The organism is Salipiger abyssi (genome assembly GCF_017311415.1).
Taxonomy (GTDB): Bacteria; Pseudomonadota; Alphaproteobacteria; order Rhodobacterales; family Rhodobacteraceae; genus Salipiger; species Salipiger abyssi_A.
Genome location: NZ_JAEKIS010000040.1, coordinates 1 through 15,535, shown reverse-complemented (window position 1 = coordinate 15,535; position 15,535 = coordinate 1). Strand labels below are relative to the sequence as shown.

Genomic DNA, 15,535 nt, shown 5'->3' with positions numbered 1-15,535 from the left:
CTCTCCGTGATCTGCGCGACGGCGTCTTTCTTGAAATCGTCGCTGAACTTGGTGCTGCTCATCATGGCCTCCTTGCCTCAAAATTAGCAAAGAAAGCGTCCACGATACACGGGGCTATTGTACGCCTCCGGCGAGGGCCGTCTGACGGGGATTTGGGCGTGATGCTAAGTCCGACCTTATGGTCGACCTAAAGTTCACACCCGAGATCGAGATCCTGGCAGCCGGGGATGTTCCGCGTCGGCGACACTGGAACGATGCGGATAAGCTCCAAGTCGTGAAGGAAAGCTATCTGGGACACCGCCAGGTCACAGCGACGGCGCGGCGGCATGGGATCTCGCGTTCCCTTCTGACGACTTGGCGGCGTCAGTATCGGAACGGTGAGTTGGACCTCGAGACAGGTCCGGCATTTGTGCCGCTTACTCTCGCGCCCGAGGCCTCCGATCCGTCGCCACGTGCTGCCGCCAAGAATGTCCAGGTGGAGATCGTGCTCAGGAACGGGCGGCGTTTGCTTGTGTCCTCGGCCGTTAATCCCGATGCCTTGGCCCGCCTCTTGCCCGTGCTGGAAGGTCGATGATCGCGTTCCCGGCGGGGGTGCGCGTCTGGATCGCAGGCGGGGTGACCGACATGCGGCGCGGCATGAACACCTTGGCTCTGACGGTTCAGCAGGGGCTTGGGCGCGATCCGCATGCGGGCGAGATCTTCTGCTTCCGCGGCCGCAAGGGCGACCTGGTCAAATTGCTCTGGCACGATGGTGTCGGCATGTCGCTCTACACGAAGCGGCTCGAGGCGGGGAAGTTCATCTGGCCGTCCAGCGGAGCCGGCGAAGCGGTGCAGATCTCTGCGGCCCAGCTCGGCTATCTCCTGGAGGGGATAGATTGGCGCAATCCGCGCTGGACGCAGCGCCCGACAAAAGCCGGATAAGGCCGCCTCTAAGCCCTTATTTTGTTGGGTGTATGCGTGCCTGCGTGGTAAGCTTTGGCCATGCCAGATACCGCCTCCGAGATCGCCAGACTGCGCGCCGCGCTTGCCGCTTCGGAGGCCCGCGCTGAGGCTGCCGAGAGCGAGCTGGCGCAGACCCGGGCGGTGGTCTCGACCTCGGAAGCGATGATCAAGCATCTGAAGCTGGAGATCGCCAAACTCAGGCGAGAGCACTATGGCCACAGCTCGGAACGCCGAGCCCGGCTGGTCGACCAGATGGAACTGCAGCTCGAAGAGCTCGAGGCGGCCGCCACCGAAGACGAGATTGAAGCCCTGAACGTGGCGAAGACCTCGGCCGTCGCCGGCTTCGAACGCCGCCGCCCGACGCGCAAGCCTTTCCCGGACCATCTCCCGCGCGAGCGCATAGTCATCGAAGCGCCCACCACCTGCTCCTGCTGCGGGTCGGACCGCATCGTGAAGATGGGCGAAGACATCACCGAGACGCTCGAGGTCATCCCTCGGCAGTGGAAGGTCAACCAGACCGTCCGTGAGAAGTTCACCTGCAGGATCTGCGAGAAGATCAGTCAGTCCCCCGCGCCATTCCATCCGACGCCGCGGGGATGGGCTGGGCCGAACCTGCTGGCGATGGTTCTGTTCGAGAAGTTCGGGCAGCACCAACCGCTCAACCGCCAGGCCGAGCGCTACGCCAAGGAGGGCGTCGATCTCAGCCTCTCGACGCTGGCTGATCAGGTCGGGGCCTGTGCTGCCGCACTTGAGCCGATCCATGGCCTGATCCGGACCCATGTTCTGGCGGCCGAGCGCCTGCACGGCGACGACACCACGGTCCCCCTCCTGGCGAAGGGAGGGACGCAGACAGCACGGCTCTGGACCTATGTCAGAGATGACCGGCCCTTTGCTGGCGGGGCGCCGCCAGCCGCGCTGTTCTACTTCTCGCGCGACAGGGAAATGGCCCATCCGAACCGGCATCTTGCAGGGTGGCGGGGCGTTCTCCAGGCTGACGCCTATGGCGGCTACAACGACCTCTACCGTGGTGGGCGTGATCCCGGCCCCGTGCTGAGCGCTCTCTGCTGGAGCCATGCTCGACGGAAGTTCTTCGAGCTTGCGGACATCAAGGAGAGTGCCCGCCAGAAGAAGCCCGCGCACGACATATCGCCTGTCGCGCTGGAAGCCGTGAAGAAGATCGATGCCATCTTTGACATCGAGCGCCAGATCAATGGCCTGGACGTCGCCAGCCGGCTCGAGGCCCGGCATCAGCTGGTCCGCCCACTGGTCGAGGGCCTGCACGACTGGATGCAGACCGAGCAGGGCACCATGTCGAAGCACAACCCCGTCGCCAAGGCGATCGCCTACATGTTCAAGAAGGACCGTTGGGACGCCTTCACGCTCTTCCTGAACGACGGACGGATCTGCTTGACCAACAATGCAGCCGAGCGCGCACTTCGCGGGATTGCACTGGGAAGAAGGTCATGGCTCTTCGCCGGCTCCGAGCGCGGCGGCGACCGAGCAGCCTTCATGTACTCCTTGATCGTCACGGCAAAGATGAACGACATCGACCCGCAAGCGTGGCTTGCTGACGTCCTCGCTCGGCTCCCCAGCACAACGGCATCACGCGTGCCGGACCTTCTGCCCTGGAATTGGCAGCCATCGGAGCGCCGGCGCGCAGCATGACCACGGCCTACGCCGGATGCTTACGGGCTATTCAATCCACCTCCTCGTCAATGCACACGGGCTTCCCATGAGGACAGAGATCACGCCAGGCCAGACGTCGGACTATCTCGGCTTCGATCTGGTGATGGCGGATAATCTGCCCCGCCCGAGCGTGCTACTCGCGGATCGCGGCTACGATGCAGACAAGATCAGAGACGGCATGGAAGCGCGCAACGTCCTGCCCGTGATCCCGATGCGAAAGTCCCGCAAGAAGCGGATTGGTGTCGATCGCTCGCTGTATCGCCTGCGTAATCTGGTCGAACGCTGCTTCAACAAGCTCAAGAACGCCAGGCGTGTCGCGACCCGCTACGACAAGACGGCGGAAAGCTTCCTCGGCTTCATTGACATCACGTCGATCCGTCTCTGGATCCGCCATTTGTCAACATGACCTATGAAACTGTGCGTGACTGGGTGGCGCGTTTTGGCACCCAGTTTGCCGCGAAGGTGCGCCGGGATAGACCTCGCCCGGCCGACAAATGGCATCTCGACGAGGTCGTGGTGCCGATCAAGGGCCGCAAGCATTGGCTTTGGCGAGCTGTTGATGCCAATGGTGACGTTCTGGACATTTTGGTCCAAACCCGCCGAAACAAGGCGGCGGCGCTGCGCTTCTTCAGAAAACTGTTCAAGGTTTGGGGTCAACCGCGCGTGATCATCACCGACAAGCTGCGGTCATACGGCGCGGCGAAGGCGGACCTGGCTCCCGGCATCGAACATCGCCAACACAAAGGGCTGAACAATCGTGTCGAGGCTTCACACAGACATACGCGGCGGCGGGAGAAAATCATGGGCCGGTTCAAGTCGCCCGGTCAGGCACAACGGTTCTTGTCGGTCCACGATCAAACCGCCGCTCTGTTTCGCCCTAAACGTCACCGACTTTCAGCCCGTTCCTACCGCCACGCCAGAGCCGATGCCTTCGAAATTTGGGCTGAGTATGCACGCGAGTTGATCGCTTGAAAATTACGCGCAGCCCCGTTCTTGAGTGCCATCAATAATAACCTGACAATGCCGAGGCTGGCTCGGCCAGGCGGCGTCCTGGGCCAGAGCGGGGTTGCAAAGCGTCATGGCGGCGGCACCCAAAAGGGCCGCACGGCGCGAAATGATCATGGTAGAGCCTCCCGAGGTCATATGTGGCGTAACCGCCGTAAATCGCGCGCAAGATTGCGGAAAGCGCGGGATTTGGCAAGGCGTTGTCAGGATTTACTTTCGCGGCAGTGGCGTGCGCTTTTGCGTCTCGGATCAGGCGGAAAGCTCTAGAATTTGCTGCACCTCGGCGAGACTGAGCGGCACAGGGTTGGCCTGTGTGGAAGAGGCCGAAAGGGCATGTCGCGCGGTTTCCTCCCAAAGCGGCGGGCCGCAGTGCAGCTCGGCGAGAGAGGCCAGCCCATGCCCGTCAATGAAAGCGCGCAGGGGCAGTCCAAGCCCGTCTTGCACCCATCGTTCGATCTCTTCGCAGCGCGCGGTGGGCTTGCCTGCTTGCGTCAGCGCGGCATGATTGACCGTCAGCGCGGCCGGGAGCAGACGCCCGCAGATCGCGCCATGGGCACCCCCACGACTGCCGATCACAGCCGCAAGACCGTGGACAATCCCAAGACCGGAATTCGCCAGTGCCAGACCGCTTAGATAGCTGGCTTTGGCCAAAGTGTCGCGCGCGGTTTCATCCTCATGTGTCATGAGCGTCCGAAGCGCGGCGGCCGCGGGCCCGATCATGCCGCGGGCGAGGGCATCGGTGAGCGGATTGGCGCGGTTCGACAGGTAGCTCTCGATCAGTTGCGTCAGGGCATCGAGCCCCGTGGAAAGCGTCAGATGTTTCGGCAGACCATCGGTCAAAGAGGCATCCACCACGGCCAGATCGGGCACAAGACGCGTGTCGCGCAGGCTGATCTTGAGCCCCTGATCGGGCACGCCGATGACGGCGTTTCGGGTGGCCTCTGCGCCGGTGCCTGCGGTGGTCGGGATCGCGACGAAGGGCAGGGGGGCGTTGAGTTTGGGCGCGGGATTTGGCCCGAGACCGAGATGATCCAACACATCGCCTTCGGAGACACATAGCCCCGACACCGCCTTGCCCAGATCAATCACCGCACCGCCGCCAATGGCGACGATACACTCGGCGGCGGACGCACGGGCGCGGGCCACCGCGTCGCGGACCTGATCAACGGTCGGCTCGCCTCGGGCGGTCAGCGGCGTGACCTGTGCGCCTAGGCTGTCGAGTTCTTCGATCAGCACATCGGCCCAGGGGACCGAGGCGCTGCGCAAGACGAGGACCCTTTGCCCCATCTCGCGCACCAAAGCTGCGACCTGATCCTTCGCGCCGCGTCCGATCACGCAACGTGCGGGCGCGGTAAAGGCGAGATCCGCGACCGGATTGGACGCGAGGCTGTCGGCGTGATCCGGCATCAGACCAGCATCGTGGCACGAACGGCCCGCGCCCAACCGTCGCATTTGGCCTGTCGCGTCGCCTCATCCATGGTCGGCTCAAAGGTGCGCTCCAGCGCCCAAGTGGCGGCAAAGCCCTCCATGTCGGGATAAACGCCCGCCCGCTGACCCGCGAGCCAGGCGGCGCCCATGGCCGTGGTCTCAAGGACTTTTGGACGATCGACGGGCGCGGAAATGATGTCGGACAGGAATTGCATCGCGAAATCCGAGGCACTCATGCCGCCATCGACACGCAGCGCCGTGGTGGCCTCGCCCTGCCAATCGGCATGCATGGCCTCCAAGAGGTCGCGGGTCTGATAGCCGACACTTTCAAGCGCGGCACGGGCAAATTCCGCTGGCCCCGAGTTGCGTGTCATCCCGAACATCGCGCCGCGGCATTCCGCATTCCAATAGGGCGCGCCCAGTCCGGTGAAGGCGGGCACAAGGATCAGGTCCTGCGTCTTGTCGGCGCTTTCGGCCAGGGGCTGGGTCTCGGAGGCTTCGCGGATGATTTTCAGCCCGTCACGCAGCCATTGCACCACGGCACCCGCGATAAAGATCGACCCTTCGAGCGCATAGGTCGTCTTGCCGCCGATGCGATAGGCGATGGTGGTCAAGAGCCGGTTTTGCGACATGACCGGCGTCTCGCCCGTGTTCAAAAGCGCGAAACAGCCGGTGCCATAGGTGGATTTGACCATGCCCGGTTTGAAACAGGCCTGACCGATGGTGGCCGCCTGCTGGTCGCCCGCGATGCCCAAAATCGGGATCGGACGACCAAAGAGATCGGGGCGGGTTTCGCCGAAATCGGCATCGCAATCGCGCACCTCTGGCAACATCGCCATGGGAATGTCGAAGCGTTTGCAAATCGTCGTGGACCAATGGCCTTTGCGGATGTCGTAAAGCATGGTGCGCGCCGCATTGGTGGCGTCGGTGGCGTGGACCTTGCCGCCCGTCAGTTTCCACACGAGCCAGCTGTCGACCGTGCCAAACAAAAGCTCGCCCGCCTCGGCGCGGTCTCGCGCGCCTTCCACGTTGTCGAGAATCCATTTGAGTTTCGTCGCCGAAAAATAAGGATCGAGCAAAAGCCCGGTCTTTTCCGTGACGACCTCTTCAAAGCCTTCCGCCTTGAGCGTCTTGCAGAGCTCGGAGGTGCGGCGGTCCTGCCAGACGATGGCATTGTAGATCGGCTGGCCGGTGGTCTTGTCCCAGACAAGCGTGGTTTCGCGCTGGTTGGTGATGCCGATGGCGGCGATGTGTGATACATCCGCCGAGGATTTCTCGATCACCGCACGACATGTGGCCGCCGTGGTGGACCAGAGATCGAAAGCGTCATGTTCGACCCAGCCGCTTTGGGGGAAATGCTGTTCGAATTCTTCCTGCGCGGTGGCTGTGACGGAGAGGTCTGCGTCAAACAGAATGGCGCGGGTCGATGTGGTGCCCTGATCGATGGCAAGAATATAGGTCACATGCATCTCCTTGGCGGTCTCTGCTCGGTCCAAGGCTATGCCATGAGCGCTGGACGGAAAAGAGGGGCAAAAGAGGGCGGTGATCCCGCCCTCTTTCTGAACTTACTGCCAGGAGGCGACGAGTTCGTCGTAGGAGACGGTTTGCGGCTCCTCGCGTTCGTTCTCGATGGCCGGTTTCGGCGCACCTTCCATGGCGAGCCATTCGGCGGCGTCTGTCTCGTCGTTCATGACAGGGCCAAGATCGCCTTGGATGCCAGCACGTTCGAGGCGCTCCATCACACGTTCCATGTCAGAGCAGAGGCTGTCGAGCGCGTCTTGCGCGGATTTCGCGCCAGACATGGCATCGCCGATGTTCTGCCACCACAGCTGGGCGAGCTTCGGGTAATCCGGGACGTTGGTGCCGGTGGGCGACCAGCGCACGCGGTCGGGCGAGCGGTAGAACTCGACGAGACCGCCAAGTTTCGGCGCACGATCGGAGAAGCTTTCATGCTGGATGGTGGATTCGCGGGTAAAGGTCAGACCGACATGGGATTTCTTTACATCGACGGTCTTGGACCCCACGAATTGCGCATAGAGCCAAGCGGCCTTGGCGCGATCCTCCGGCGTGGATTTCATCAGCGTCCAGGAGCCCACGTCCTGATAGCCGACCTTCATGCCGTCTTCCCAGTAGACGCCATGCGGGCTGGGGGCGAGACGCCATTTCGGGGTGCCGTCCTCGTTCATCACCGCCGGGCTGTCGACCAGAGGTGCGACAAAGGTGGTGTACATGAACATCTGTTGCGCGATGTTGCCCTGACCCGGAACCGGACCGGCCTCCGAGAAGGTCATTCCCATGGCGGAGGGCGGCGAGTATTTGTTCAGCCAATCGATGGCTTTCTCCACCGCATAGACCGCCGCCGGAGAGTTCGCCGCGCCGCCGCGTGCCATACAGGCGCCGACAGGTTGCGAGTTCTCGTTCACGCGGATGCCCCATTCATCGACCGGAAGGCCGTTGGGTTCACCCTTGTCGCCCATCCCGGCCATGGACATCCATGCGTCGGTGTAGCGCCAGCCCAGGGACGGGTCTTTCTTGCCGTAGTCCATGGAGCCATAGACCTCGACCCCGTCGATCTCACGTCCGGTGAAGAACTCGGCGATGTCCTCATAGGCCGCCCAGTTGACCGGAACGCCAAGCTCGTAGCCGTATTTCTCTTTGAACTCGGCCATGATTGCGGGATCGGTGAACCAATCGTAACGGAACCAGTAAAGGTTCGCGAATTGCTGGTCGGGAAGCTGATAGAGCTTGCCATCGGGCGCGGTGGTGAACTGGGTGCCGATGTAGTCGTCGAGATCGAGACCGGGGTTGGTGACATCCGCGCCTTCGTTGGCCATGAAGTCGGTGAGGTTGCGCACCTGTTGATAGCGCCAGTGGGTGCCGATCAGGTCGCTGTCGTTGACATAGGCGTCATAGATGTTTTCGCCGGACTGCATCTGAGTTTGCAGTTTCTCGACCACATCGCCTTCGCCGATCAGGTCGTGGGTGATCTTGATGCCGGTGATCGCCTCGAACGCGGGGGCGAGCACCTGAGATTCATATTCATGCGTGGTGATGGTTTCCGAGACGACCTTGATCTCCATGCCTGCGAAAGGCTGGGCCGCGTCGATGAACCACTGCATTTCGGCTTCTTGATCGGCGCGGGACAGCGCCGACTGATCGCCGATTTCCGCATCGAGGAACGCCTTGGCCGCATCCATATCGGCGAAAGCGGGCACCGACAAAAGGCCGAGGCCTAACGCCAGTGCGGTGGTTGTCTTGAGACGATGGTTCATTGGTTTCCTCCCTATGTGAACCTTTGTTTTTAGGTGTCGATCCGTCGCGGGGCCTCCTCAGACCCAGCGAAAGACGATGGCTGCAAAGATCAGGCAAACGACAAGCGCGAGCGCTTGGTTGGCGCCGACCAGACCGAGCCATGCAAGATTGATGAAGGCCGAGCCCAGAAGGGTGATGAACAAACGATCCCCACGCGTGGTCTCGATGCCCAACACGCCAACGCGCGGCGTTTCGGGGAATTTGATCGCCAGAATGGTGAAAATCACCAAAAGCGTTGCAATCGTTCCGAAAAAGGCGGCGGTCGGCCATGTCCATGCCATCCAGTCCATGTCGAATTCCTCCTCTTAGACCCGACCGAGGGCAAAGCCCTTGGCGATGTAGTTGCGCACGAAGTAGATCACGAGCGCGCCCGGCACGATGGTGAGCACCCCGGCGGCGGCCAGCACGCCCCAGTCGACGCCTGCCGCACCCACGGTGCGGGTCATGGTGGCGGCGATGGGTTTGGCGTCCACCGAGGTCAGCGTGCGTGACAAGAGCAGTTCGACCCAAGAGAACATGAAGCAGAAGAACGCAGCCACACCGATGCCCGAGGCGATGAGTGGCATGAAAATCTTCACGAAGAAGCGCCCAAAGCCATAGCCGTCGATATAGGCGGTTTCGTCGATTTCCTTCGGCACGCCGCGCATGAACCCTTCGAGGATCCAGACGGCGAGCGGCACGTTAAAGAGACAATGCGCCAGAGCCACGGCGATATGCGTGTCGAACAACCCGATCGAGGAATAGAGCTGAAAGAAGGGCAGGGCAAAGACGGCCGGCGGCGCCATGCGGTTGGTCAAAAGCCAAAAGAACAGGTGCTTGTCGCCGAGGAAATTGTAGCGCGAAAACGCATAGGCGGCGGGCAGGGCTACGGCGAGCGAGATCACCGTGTTCATCACCACGTAGATCATCGAGTTGACGTAGCCCATATACCACGCCTCGTCGGTGAGGATCGTGACGTAGTTCTCGAACGTCAGGTTTTGTGGCCAAAGCGAGAAACTGCCCAGAATTTCCGCGTTGGTCTTCAGGCTCATGTTCAACAGCCAGTAGATCGGCAACATGAGGAACAGAAGATAGAGCGTCATCACCACGGCGCGGCCTTTCACCTTGGGCAGGCTGCGCGCGCGGGTGGCGGGTGTGAGTGCGGTTGCGTCCGTCATCTTACATGCCCTTTTTGTCGAGGTTGACCATGACGGTGTAGAACACCCATGAAATCAACAGGATCACGAGGAAATACATCAAGGAGAAGGCGGCGGCAGGTCCGAGATCGAACTGGCCGAGAGCCATCTTGACGAGGTCGATGGACAAAAGCGTCGTCGCATTGCCCGGACCGCCGCCCGTCACCACGAAGGGTTCGGTGTAGATCATGAAGCTGTCCATAAAGCGCAGGAGAATGGCGATCATCAAAACGCCCATCATCTTGGGCAGTTCGATGAAGCGGAACACTTTCCAACGGTTTGCCTGATCGATCCGCGCGGCCTGATAATAGGCGTCGGGGATGGATTTGAGACCGGCGAAGGCCAGAAGTGCCACCAGTGACGTCCAATGCCAGACATCCATCACGATGATGGTGATCCAGGCGGAGATCGTGTCCTGCGTGTAGTTGTAGTCGATCCCAAGCGCATCAAGTGTGTAGCCCAGAAGGCCAATGTCAACGCGTCCGAAAATCTGCCAGATCGTGCCGACCACATTCCATGGGATCAAAAGCGGGAGCGACATGACCACGAGGCAGAAGGAGGACCAAAAGCCCGATTTCGGCATGTTGAGCGCCACAAAAATGCCCAGCGGAATTTCGATGGCAAGGATGATGCCGGAGAACATCAACTGACGTTGCAGCGCGTTCCACATCCGCTCGTCCGAGAGCATCTCCTGGAACCACTCAAGCCCCGCCCAGAAGAACTGGTTGTTGCCGAAGGTGTCCTGCACGGAATAGTTCACCACGGTCATGAGTGGGATCACGGCGGAGAACGCCACAAGCACCAAAACCGGCAGCACAAGGAACCATGCTTTGTGATTGGTTGTTTTCTGTTGCATCACGCGGCCTCCTCGCCTTGCGGCGCCACACGCCAGTCGTTCGCATAGACATTCACGCGCGCCGGATCGAAGGTGACGCGGGTCATGTCCGCGCGCACGGGATCGTCCTCGCCTGCGATGATGTTGATGTCTTGGCCAAAGAATTCGGCACGGATGATCTTGTGACGCCCGGCATCCTCGACGCGGCGCACTTTCACGGGCAGGCCTTCGCTTTCGCTCAACCGCGCGAATTCGGGCCGCACACCGATCTCCACCTTGCCGTCGACGGGTGCATAACCCGCCCCAAGCGCAATTTCCGACCCATTGATATAGGCCTTTGTGCCCTCGACCTTGGCGGGGATCACATTCATGCCCGGCGAGCCGATGAAATAGCCCACAAACGTATGGGCGGGCCGTTCGAACAACTCCTCAGGCGTGCCGATCTGAACCACGCGCCCGTCATACATCACCACCACCTTATCGGCGAAGGTCAGCGCCTCCGTCTGGTCGTGGGTCACATAGATCATCGTATGGCCGAAATCGTGGTGCAGCTTTTTGAGCTGGGTTCTGAGTTCCCATTTCATATGCGGATCGATCACGGTCAGGGGTTCGTCGAACAAAAGCGCGTTCACGTCCTTGCGCACCATGCCACGCCCAAGAGAGATCTTTTGCTTGGCATCCGCACCCAGCCCGCGCGCCTTTTTGCGCAGCATGTCTTCCATACCGATCATCTTGGCGATTTCCTGAACGCGCTCGGCCACATAGGCCTCGTCGCGGCCCCGGTTGCGGAGCGGAAAGGCCAGATTGTCGTGTACGGTCATCGTGTCGTAGACCACCGGGAATTGGAACACCTGCGCGATGTTGCGCTCCGCCGTGGGGGCGCGGGTGACGTCTTTGCCGTCGAACAGAATGCGCCCCTGCGAGGGCATCAACAGCCCCGAAATGATATTGAGCAACGTGGACTTGCCACAGCCGGACGAGCCCAAAAGCGCATAGGCCTCACCATCTTCCCAGTCGTAATTCAGTTCCTTGAGCGCATAGTCGTTCTCCGACGTGGGCGTAGGATTGTAGGAATGCGCAAGGTTGTCGAGTGTAATTCTAGCCATGATCGCGCCTCCTCACGCCGCCATCGCATAGGCGGCGGGCGCAACGAGCCCCCCGTCTTCGCCGAACACATAGACATGACGCGGGTCGAGCCAGACGTCGAGCGCGGCGCCAATCTCGAGATCGTGCACGCCGTGGATCAACCCGACCCAACGCGCGCCATGGTGATCGAGGTGGACAAAAGTTTCCGACCCGGTCAGCTCCGTGACATGCAATTTTGTGGTGAACTTCATCGCATTCTCAGCATGTTGCAGGATCTCTAGGTGGTTCGGACGGAACCCGGCGGTGTAGCGCCCGTCGGGCAGTTCCGCGAGCTTGCCGGTGGCTTTCGCGCTTTGTCCGTCACCGAACATCAACCGATCGCCGGTCTTGGAGATTTGCAGGAAATTCATCGGTGGATCGGAGAACACCCGCGCCGTCGTGGCATCCACCGGCTGGCGATAGACCTCGGGCGTCGGCCCGAATTGCGTCACACGGCCCTCCCAGAGCGTCGCGGTATTGCCGCCGAGCAAAAGCGCCTCTTCGGGTTCCGTCGTCGCATAGACAAAGATCGAGCCAGAGGCTTCGAAAATCTTCGGAATCTCGACGCGCAACTCCTCGCGCAGCTTGTAATCGAGGTTGGCGAGCGGCTCATCCAGAAGCACAAGCCCGGCGTTTTTCACCAGCGCCCGCGCCAGAGCACAGCGTTGTTGTTGCCCGCCTGACAGTTCCAGAGGTTTGCGGTCCAGCATCGGCGTCAGCTTCATCAGCTCTGCCGTTTCCCGCACCCGCGCGTCGATCTCCGCCTTGTCCGCGCCCATCAGCTTCATCGGCGAGGCGATGTTGTCATAGACGCTCATCGAGGGGTAGTTGATGAATTGCTGATACACCATCGCAACCTTGCGATCCTGAACCCGCATGCCGGTGACGTCTTTTCCGTCCCAGAAAATCCGCCCGGCGCTCGGTTGATCGAGCCCGGCCATCAGACGCATCAGCGAGGTCTTCCCCGACAGGGTCGGCCCCAGCAGAACGTTCATCGTTCCTTTTTCGAGCGTCAGATCGGTCGCGGCAATATGCAGTTGCCCCTCGACGATTTTTGACACGCCCTTCAGTTCCAGCGTCATTAGGTCCTCCTCCCCGCGCCTTATTGTCTTTGGCCTTTGGCTTTATTCAGCTGCGGCACTCCCCGCGCGGCGGGTCTTCATCCAGTCATCCAGATCATGGATCTGCGTTTCATCCAGACGCAGCCCAAGCTTTGAGCGGCGCCAAACAATATCCTCGGCCGTGCGCGCATATTCGCGCTCCATCAGCCATGTCACTTCGGTCTCGGTCAGGGTCGCGCCGAAATCACGTCCCAGTGCCTCGGCACTCTTTGCGTCTCCCAGCACGTCACGCGCTTCGGTGCCGTAGGCACGCACCAGACGCCGCGCCCAGAACGGGGTCAGAAACCCGAATTGCGCACGAAGTTCGGAGACAAGCCGGTCAAACCCGCCGACCGGGAAATCCCCGCCTGCGAGCGGCACACCTGCCGTCCACTGGCCCTTTGTGTCCGGCAGGTGTTCCGAGATTTTCTCAAGCGCGCTTTCCGCCAGCCGCCGATAGGTCGTGATTTTCCCCCCGAAGATGTTGAGCACCGGCGCACCGCCCTCTGCATCGACCTTGAGCGTATAGTCCCGCGTTGCCGCTGTCGCCGATGACGCTCCGTCATCATAAAGCGGGCGGACGCCGGAATAGCTCCAGACCACATCCTCGGCGCTGATTGGCGCTTTGAAATATTTGTTGGCAAAGGCGATCAGATAGTCGCGTTCTTCGTCGGTACAGGTGGGTTTGAGCGACGGGTCGCTGTGTTCGGCGTCCGTGGTGCCGATCAGGGTGAAATCCGTTTCATAGGGGATGGCGAAAATGATCCGCCCGTCGGTGCCCTGAAAGAAATAGCATTTGTCGTGATCGTAGAGCTTGCGGGTCACGATATGGCTGCCGCGTACCAGTCGCACGCCCTCTTTCGACGGCAGGTCGATTTTGTCGTGAATCACGTCGCCGACCCAAGGCCCGCCCGCATTCACCAGCATTTTGGCGTAATGGGTGGCGGTTCGGCCATGTTCCATATCTTTCGTTTCGACACGCCAGAGATCGCCTTCGCGCGTCGCATGGGTCACTTTGGTGCGCGTCAGGATCGCCGCACCGCGCGCCTCTGCGTCGCGGGCATTGAGGATCACAAGGCGGCAATCCTCGACCCAGCAATCGGAATATTCATAGGCTTTGGCAAAGCGTTCCTGAAGCGGCGCGCCCTCCGGCGTTGCCGTCAGATCGACGGTTTTCGTGCCCTGCAGGATTTTGCGCCCACCCAGATGGTCATACATGAACAGGCCAAGCCGGATCAGCCATGCCGGCCGGCGCCCTTTCATCCAGGGCATCACGACAGACAGAAGTTTCGAGGTCGGCGTTTCGGATTCGAAGCGCATATCCTTATGATAAGGAAGGACAAAACGCATCGGCCAGCTGATGTGCGGCATGGCGCGCAGGAGAACTTCGCGCTCGATCAGAGCCTCACGGACCAAGCGGAACTCGAAATATTCGAGATAGCGTAGCCCGCCGTGAAAGAGTTTTGTGGAGGAAGACGAGGTCGCAGAGGCCAGGTCGCTCATCTCCGCGAGCGTCACGGAAAAACCCCGTCCCGCCGCGTCGCGCGCAATGCCACAGCCATTGATGCCGCCGCCGATCACAAAAAGATCGACGGGATGTGTGCTGTCATTCCTCTGCACAGGTTTTCCTCCCAAGTCTTGGCGCTCAAGTTGGTTGGAAAAGATCAGAAACGCAAGCTATTTGTTTTCGTTTTTGTTTGATTGAGAAAAATCAACAAGTTAGGCCAGATATTTCTGCAACTGCGAAGAAAAGATCGGGGGAACTCCGCAGGTGCGGCAATGAATTGACTGGATTCGCATCGGGTTTTCGCGTCTCTTTCCATGAAGCCACAGAAACGAAGCAAAGCGAACATCTATGTCCAACAACTTTCGTCACCCCGAGATTCTCGAAATGACACGCAAAGAGGGGAAGGTCACGGTCGAGCGGTTGGCAGAGCATTTTGGTGTGACGCTTCAAACCATTCGCCGCGACCTGTCCGAATTGGCGGAACTGGGGCGTGTCGAGCGGGTGCATGGCGGGGCGGTGCTGGCGTCCGGCACCATCAATATCGGGTACGAAGACCGTCGGCAGTTGAACGCCGAGGCCAAGAGCGCGATTGCGCGGGCCTGTGCGTCGCGAATTCCCAACGGGATTTCGTTGTTTATCAACATTGGGACGAGCACGGAAGCTGTCGCGCAGGAGTTGTTGCAGCACAGGGATTTGATGGTCGTCACCAACAATATGAATGTCGCCAACATTCTGGCCGGGAACAGCAATTGCGAAGTCATCGTGACCGGCGGGCATTTGCGGCGGTCCGATGGCGGCTTGGTCGGCAATCTGGCCGCAGAGACCATCCGCCAATTCAAATTCGATCTGGCGGTCATCGGCTGTTCCGCGCTCGACCGTGATGGCGATCTTTTGGATTTCGACATTCAGGAGGTCAGTGTGAGCCAGACGATCCTGCGGCAATCGCGCAAGGTTTTTCTCGTCGCGGATCACACCAAATTCTCAAGAAGCGCCCCCGCAAGGATCGCATCGCTGTCCGACATCGACGTGTATTTCACCGATCATGCCGTTCCGGCTGAGCTGTCCCAAGCCTGCAAGAGCTGGAACACAGAGGTGGTTTCGGGCGGCTGAGCGTAAGTCTGGCATTGTCAGGTTATTATTGATGGCACTCAAGAACGGGGCTGCGCGTAATTTTCAAGCGATCAACTCGCGTGCATACTCAGCCCAAATTTCGAAGGCATCGGCTCTGGCGTGGCGGTAGGAACGGGCTGAAAGTCGGTGACGTTTAGGGCGAAACAGAGCGGCGGTTTGATCGTGGATTGAATAGCCCCGTGTATCGTGGACGCTTTCTTTGCTAATTTTGAGGCAAGGAGGCCATGATGAGCAGCACCAAGTTCAGCGACGATTTCAAGAAAGACGCCGTCGCGCAGATCACGGAGAG

The 15,535-nt window shown here is 60.5% G+C and carries 14 protein-coding genes and 3 pseudogenes; 7 read left to right on the top strand and 10 right to left on the bottom strand.

Features of this window, described 5'->3' with window-relative positions:
* The 6 genes and pseudogenes from I6N89_RS24455 to I6N89_RS24430 all read left to right on the top strand — a co-directional run.
* On the top strand, positions 1 to 191 hold a 191-nt coding region (locus I6N89_RS24455), incomplete at its 5' end, for a hypothetical protein (RefSeq protein ID WP_207020877.1).
* Entirely contained in the window at positions 179 to 574 is a 396-nt protein-coding gene (gene tnpA, locus I6N89_RS24450; protein WP_207020876.1) for an IS66-like element accessory protein TnpA, read from the top strand. The genes I6N89_RS24455 and tnpA, both read left to right, overlap by 13 nt.
* Positions 571 to 921 carry an IS66 family insertion sequence element accessory protein TnpB gene (tnpB, locus tag I6N89_RS24445; RefSeq protein ID WP_207020875.1) on the top strand — a complete coding sequence of 117 codons (351 nt, stop codon included), beginning with the start codon at positions 571 to 573 and terminating at the stop codon, positions 919 to 921. Before tnpA ends, tnpB begins: the two co-directional genes overlap by 4 nt.
* Before the next feature lie 60 nt (positions 922 to 981).
* On the top strand, positions 982 to 2,607 hold the full coding sequence (tnpC, locus tag I6N89_RS24440) for an IS66 family transposase (RefSeq protein WP_207020874.1): 1,626 nt from the start codon (positions 982 to 984) through the stop codon (positions 2,605 to 2,607).
* Positions 2,582 to 3,034 (top strand): annotated as a pseudogene (locus I6N89_RS24435) (IS5 family transposase); the annotation flags it as partial. The gene tnpC and the pseudogene I6N89_RS24435, both read left to right, overlap by 26 nt.
* Positions 3,031 to 3,600, top strand: a pseudogene (locus tag I6N89_RS24430) (IS6 family transposase); the annotation flags it as partial. The pseudogenes I6N89_RS24435 and I6N89_RS24430, both read left to right, overlap by 4 nt.
* A gap of 282 nt (positions 3,601 to 3,882) precedes the next feature.
* On the opposite strand, the gene I6N89_RS24425 reads toward I6N89_RS24430, so the two are convergent.
* The 9 genes from I6N89_RS24425 to glpD form a co-directional block, all read right to left on the bottom strand.
* Positions 3,883 to 5,040, bottom strand: a complete 1,158-nt coding sequence (locus I6N89_RS24425; protein ID WP_207020873.1) for an iron-containing alcohol dehydrogenase — start codon at positions 5,038 to 5,040, stop codon at positions 3,883 to 3,885.
* Positions 5,040 to 6,524, bottom strand: coding sequence for a glycerol kinase GlpK (gene glpK / locus I6N89_RS24420; protein WP_207020872.1), 1,485 nt, complete (start codon positions 6,522 to 6,524; stop codon positions 5,040 to 5,042). Before glpK ends, I6N89_RS24425 begins: the two co-directional genes overlap by 1 nt.
* A gap of 102 nt (positions 6,525 to 6,626) precedes the next feature.
* Positions 6,627 to 8,333, bottom strand: a complete 1,707-nt coding sequence (locus tag I6N89_RS24415) for an ABC transporter substrate-binding protein (RefSeq protein WP_207020871.1) — start codon at positions 8,331 to 8,333, stop codon at positions 6,627 to 6,629.
* A 57-nt stretch (positions 8,334 to 8,390) separates the two neighbouring features.
* Positions 8,391 to 8,663: a DUF2160 domain-containing protein gene (locus I6N89_RS24410; protein WP_088652784.1), complete on the bottom strand. Its 273-nt coding sequence runs from the start codon at positions 8,661 to 8,663 to the stop codon at positions 8,391 to 8,393.
* Positions 8,664 to 8,678: 15 nt separating this feature from the next.
* Positions 8,679 to 9,530, bottom strand: a complete 852-nt coding sequence (locus tag I6N89_RS24405; protein WP_207020870.1) for a carbohydrate ABC transporter permease — start codon at positions 9,528 to 9,530, stop codon at positions 8,679 to 8,681.
* A 1-nt stretch (position 9,531) separates the two neighbouring features.
* Positions 9,532 to 10,404: a carbohydrate ABC transporter permease gene (locus I6N89_RS24400; protein WP_207020869.1), complete on the bottom strand. Its 873-nt coding sequence runs from the start codon at positions 10,402 to 10,404 to the stop codon at positions 9,532 to 9,534.
* Positions 10,404 to 11,489, bottom strand: a complete 1,086-nt coding sequence (locus tag I6N89_RS24395) for an ABC transporter ATP-binding protein (RefSeq protein WP_207020868.1) — start codon at positions 11,487 to 11,489, stop codon at positions 10,404 to 10,406. The genes I6N89_RS24400 and I6N89_RS24395 overlap by 1 nt, the downstream gene beginning before the upstream one ends.
* A 12-nt stretch (positions 11,490 to 11,501) precedes the next feature.
* On the bottom strand, positions 11,502 to 12,590 hold the full coding sequence (locus I6N89_RS24390; protein ID WP_207020867.1) for an ABC transporter ATP-binding protein: 1,089 nt from the start codon (positions 12,588 to 12,590) through the stop codon (positions 11,502 to 11,504).
* Between the two features lie 42 nt (positions 12,591 to 12,632).
* On the bottom strand, positions 12,633 to 14,228 hold the full coding sequence (gene glpD / locus I6N89_RS24385) for a glycerol-3-phosphate dehydrogenase (RefSeq protein WP_207020866.1): 1,596 nt from the start codon (positions 14,226 to 14,228) through the stop codon (positions 12,633 to 12,635).
* A 235-nt stretch (positions 14,229 to 14,463) separates the two neighbouring features.
* Here glpD and I6N89_RS24380 point away from each other — a divergent pair, with 235 nt between their 5' ends.
* Positions 14,464 to 15,225, top strand: coding sequence for a DeoR/GlpR family DNA-binding transcription regulator (locus I6N89_RS24380; RefSeq protein WP_207020865.1), 762 nt, complete (start codon positions 14,464 to 14,466; stop codon positions 15,223 to 15,225).
* Positions 15,226 to 15,288: 63 nt separating this feature from the next.
* Here I6N89_RS24380 and I6N89_RS25625 read toward each other — a convergent pair.
* Positions 15,289 to 15,426, bottom strand: a pseudogene (locus tag I6N89_RS25625) (IS6 family transposase); the annotation flags it as partial.
* Positions 15,427 to 15,535: the final 109 nt, after the last annotated feature.